Below are 4593 nucleotides of genomic sequence, written 5' to 3' on the forward strand. Positions count from 1 at the left end.
CCGTGTAGGTGTCGTCTATGGTCGGGGGAGCGTATGAGGGCGTGCAACCTCCGCCCCCGCCACTCCCGGACGAGCCAGTGCAACAATCAACATAAGCCCAAGGCCACTCACTTACAGGTGCCCAATTAATTCCCTTGCATTCTGGCATTTGCGCTTGAGTTCGTCCATTGAATATTCTGGTTTCGTGTGGCCACCCCATCCAATCAGATACGTTGCAGTTTCCGGATGATGGGTTACAACGGTATGGCTGTGTGGCGTATGTGGGTCCGGAACAGCTCGTAACGTACTTCATCCCTCCTGTAAAGCCACAGCACTTGCTTGTGCCGCACCATTTATCGGCTGGCTGATCGCATGTCTGCGCCACGGCACATCGAGCCTGCGGGAACAGCACAATGCCAATGGCTATCAGTAGCCCCATGAGGGTGATTTTCCAGAATTTGCTGAACACGAAACGCCATTTTATGCTCATTATTCACCTCCTTACGGCAAAGATACTTTTTGATACCCGGGTAAGGTGTTCTTGTCAGTTGCTGGAATCCAGTACCAGGCTAAAGCCCAACCTTCTGGAATTGGGTAATTAACTCCAACTACCCCTAGTTCAACAATGTGGTCCAGGTTGTAAGTTTCCTGCATGAAACGTCCCACCTGGCAGAATGTACTTTCTCCACACTTTTGCCAATCAATTCCAGTACGATTTACGAACTCCCCCTGTACTCGCGGAAAAATCAACCGCCCTCTTTCGAGAATGCGATTATCGTCTAGATAGCGGAAGTATGATTCCCGATCTACCGGAAACTCATCGTAGGCTGGAAAGAGATAGGGAGTGTAGGTATTCCCGTCCCATACTCCGAGGACGAGAGGATAAAAAACAACACTAGCGTTTCGTTCATAAACCCAGAGAACATCCAATGTCCACTTTCCAACCGTCATCTGACCAATTTCTCCCGTAGATACGACCATTGCAACAAAATAATTGCCTTCAGGGGGCTCGTAATAACGGTTTGGAAAAGTATCTGGAGGTAATTGTTTGGCTATACTCGTTCGAATATCAGGTGAAACTGTTGGGTAATACCGCACCTCTTCGGTCGGCGTAGGCGTTGGGCGGGGTGTGGCAGTCGGCGTTGGTGTGGCGCGCAGCGAACACCCTGCCAGAAACACCAGCAAAAGCATTAACAGAATCGTTTTTCGCATCTTCACCTCCGTTTATCTCTGGCGTTAACGAAAAGAACCCACACCCGAAAGGTGTGGGCGCTTTTTCAAAGCGGAGACCACCCGTACAACCGGGCTATGGGTTCACGTCTGCCCAAAAGCATACCAAAAAATTACGCCGGGCGCAAATGAACCCGGCGTAAGATCACCCCACAGAAGACCTTACAATCACCTTACAGGCGCGCTCTCCGGTACCACTGCCCAGATGCGGATAAAGCCGTCTGCCTGGGTGGCAAAGAACCGCCCGTTTGGAGAAAACATGAAACTCGAGAAGGGATGCCCACCATCCAATAAAGGTAACACATACACAGGATCGCTTTTTCCTGCATTCAGGAAATTGTTTAGGTCTACAAAACGAATTCCCGGAATTTTCCACCAATACAGGTTGTCCACAATTAGATTGGCACGTTCCGAAACAATGGCTTGACTATTCACGTCATACAGTCCCACAGGCAACTCTATCTGATTGGCTGAATTGTTTAGCAAATTCATCACCAAAACTTTGCCCACACCAAATAAGAACAACTTCTGCCCGTTACTGTCGAGGGTGTGGAAGCAATAATCAGAATAAGAAAGTTTTTTGAATGAGCCATTGTTCTCTAGCAGAACATGGTAAAGATTATCTTGCACATACCCAATGCTGACAAATTCACGACTTACCGAAAACCTGGCAATTGTGCCTGGTGAAGAAAACACCTGCTTGCCGTTTTTCAAGTCAAAAACAGCAAAACCGCGAGGAGGATACTTGCTTTTAACTTGCATAAACCAAGAGATAACCGCAAAGTCGTTGAGAATTGTCACGCCGTTATCCAACCAACTGCCAATAGCATATCCTGCGGGTACTCTAAATTCAACCGCAACTTCTTTGTTCTTTAGCAATTGCCACCCGTTTTCGGATTGGAGCAAGGTATAGCAATTCAGATGTTCATCAATGGCAACACATTCTTCCGGGCGATCCCTCACACTCCCATCGTCTTCAACGCTGAATAATTTTCCAGTCTCCCCCTCCGCCTTCCATGCAAACGTTTGCACCTTCTCGCCATCAAACCAGGCAAAACCCTCCGGCGCATCAGCATTGATCACCCACTCTCCGCTGGCAACATCCACCAGAATGGTCTTTGCCTTCTCGCGAACATTGCCCTGGGTATCGAACAGCGGCTGTGTCGTAATCAGCAATTGCCCTCCCTGCGGGGTGAACTGGACGGACGGCAGCGTGTAGGTGTCCTGCACCTCCCACCCACTGACCTGACGCACCAGTTTGCGGCTTTCCACCTGGTACACATCCACCCGCGCGGCGCGCACCACCGCCGCCAGTGTGCCGTCCGGCGAGAAGACCAGCCCGCAGGTGTCCTCACCGCACCACGGCAGGGATTGTTGGGGCAGGCGCTTCTCCCAGCCCGTGCCAAGTTCCGCCACCGGGTACAGCCGCACGGAAGCATCGAACACCGTCGCCAGGTACTTCCCATCCGGGGAGAACTGCGCGCCCATACCGCGCACCGTGTCCACCAGACTGCCGTCTTCCACCCGGTACACGTCCACCCTGTCCGGCTCCACCACCTGCCCTCTTGGACGCTGCACTGCCAGCAGGGAACCGTCGGGAGAAAGCGCCACCGCATTCAGCGCCCAGGCATCGCCCGCTTCCAGCGCAAACTCCCGCACCTTCTCGCCATCTGCCGTCCACACCGTCAGGGTGTCCCCGGCCCGGGTGAGGATGAAGCGTCCATCCGGGCTCATGTCGAACGCCCGCAGGAACTCCACCTCGAACCCGCCGTTTTTCGCCTGTGTGAGGGCATCGTAGAACTCGATACCGGCGGTCGTTCCCACCACGATCGTCTTCCCGTCTGCGGTCAGGCGGTAAGGGTTCTCATCCAGCAGGCGCGGGTAACCGTAGCGGGCAATCTCGCGCAGACGGTGGACGTTATCCGCCGTGATGACCTCGTAGGGCAAATCGGGTACCGGCGTCCCGTTGGTCACCGGCAGGCTGATGAGCGTCTGCGTGGGGGTCGGGGTTGCCGTCGGCTCCACCGTCGCCGTGGGGGTGGCAGTCGGAGCAGCGGTAGCCGTTGGCGCAGGCGTTGCGGTTGGGGTCGCCGTCAAGAGCGTTTCAGGCGATTCCGGTACGGACGCAGAAACATTCCGTAGGGCAAAAACGCCAGCGGCGGCAATCAGCAGAACGAGGGGGATGAGGGCATAGAGGGCAAAGACAAGTTTCCGCATAGGCATCAATCAATTGAGCGTTTTGACGAATTGAACTCCAATTTCCAAACAGCGGTTGAACAACTTTTTATCGACGGTATAGAAGTCTGCCTTCAGGTATTCAGCCAGGGCAAGGTACTGGGCATCGTAAGCAACCATCTGTCCCAACCGTTCCGCCCAGATCAGCGAACTGCGGTTCAGGGCTGTATCCGGAAGATGGACCTGAACATTCCAGGCTTCCATCGCCAATACCAGTTTCAGGGCATCGTCCTGTTCCATCTGGTGCAGATAAATCGCTTTACGAAGCGCAGACATGACCTCACTTGTCCACAGAGCAGGAACGCAAATTTGAATTTTCCGACTGCCCCACTCCAGCATTTTCTGTTCGGCAAGCGCAGACCAGGGACGTTCTACCAGCAGTCCTACGGCAATGTTCGCATCTATGACCACTGCTTCCATACGTCCTCCATCTGGCGCTCGCGCTCTTCACGCGCCTCGTTGACCAGATCTCCCTTGTAAACGCCATACCGGGCAGCGTTTTGCTTCCGAATCTGACGCATTTCCGCCAGCGCTTTGCGAAGTTGTTCCTGCTTCTGCCGTTCCTGTTCATCCAGAAAGCGCAAGACAGCCTCTCGAAGGGTTTCAGAAAGGCTTTTTCCCGCCTCGTTTGCCAGAGCCTGCAAACGGCGGTAGTCTTCAGGGTCGAGCATGACCTGGGCACGGATCAACTGTGTTGCCATCGTTCACCTCCACCCTTATATGATATATCTTCAAGATTAACTAGTCAATACTTTTGAGTAATTAATCACCACTTCTCCAGCCAGAACCGGCTCAAATCGCCTGCCTTTGCCTGCTGTGCCAGCGTGCGCAAATCGGTGGCGCGTCCGGGAATACCCATGTCCTTCAACCTCTGCACCATCCAGTACCGTGTGGTCGGTGTGGGTACGATCAGATTGGACTGCCGCATCCTCACCCACTTATCAGGATTGTCTCGTGAGTGTGTTTCCACCTCGCAGTAGTAGAACCACCCCTCAGGGTCGGTCACTTTCAGGTCGGGCTGGAACCAGGGCGTTTCCTGCGGGTCGAACGGCATGACCTCTGCCTTCCACCCCCGCAGTCGTGCCTGGTAGGCAGCAAAGAGTACCGCTCCCCCGTGTACCACCTGTTCCTCACCGCGGTGCAGGCGAA

4 protein-coding genes and 1 pseudogene are annotated in these 4593 nt (G+C 53.9%); all 5 read right to left on the bottom strand.

What is annotated here, in order from left to right:
• Nucleotides 1-480: 480 nt before the first annotated feature.
• The gene (locus tag LHF31_RS14560; protein WP_303774483.1) at nt 481-1191 is read right to left on the bottom strand and encodes a hypothetical protein; all 711 of its coding nucleotides are present in this window, start codon (nt 1189-1191) and stop codon (nt 481-483) included.
• Between the two features lie 186 nt (nt 1192-1377).
• Nucleotides 1378-3426, bottom strand: coding sequence for a WD40 repeat domain-containing protein (locus LHF31_RS14565; protein WP_303774485.1), 2049 nt, complete (start codon nt 3424-3426; stop codon nt 1378-1380).
• 9 nt (nt 3427-3435) lie between these two features.
• Nucleotides 3436-3864 carry a type II toxin-antitoxin system VapC family toxin gene (locus LHF31_RS14570; protein ID WP_303774487.1) on the bottom strand — a complete coding sequence of 143 codons (429 nt, stop codon included), beginning with the start codon at nt 3862-3864 and terminating at the stop codon, nt 3436-3438.
• Entirely contained in the window at nt 3846-4145 is a 300-nt protein-coding gene (locus tag LHF31_RS14575) for a ribbon-helix-helix protein, CopG family (protein WP_303774489.1), read from the bottom strand. Before LHF31_RS14575 ends, LHF31_RS14570 begins: the two co-directional genes overlap by 19 nt.
• 65 nt (nt 4146-4210) lie before the next feature.
• Nucleotides 4211-4593: pseudogene (locus tag LHF31_RS14580) on the bottom strand (hypothetical protein); the annotation flags it as partial.

Origin of the sequence: Anaerolinea thermophila, from assembly GCF_020723905.1 — a bacterium.
Classification (GTDB): Bacteria; Chloroflexota; Anaerolineae; order Anaerolineales; family Anaerolineaceae; genus Anaerolinea; species Anaerolinea thermophila_A.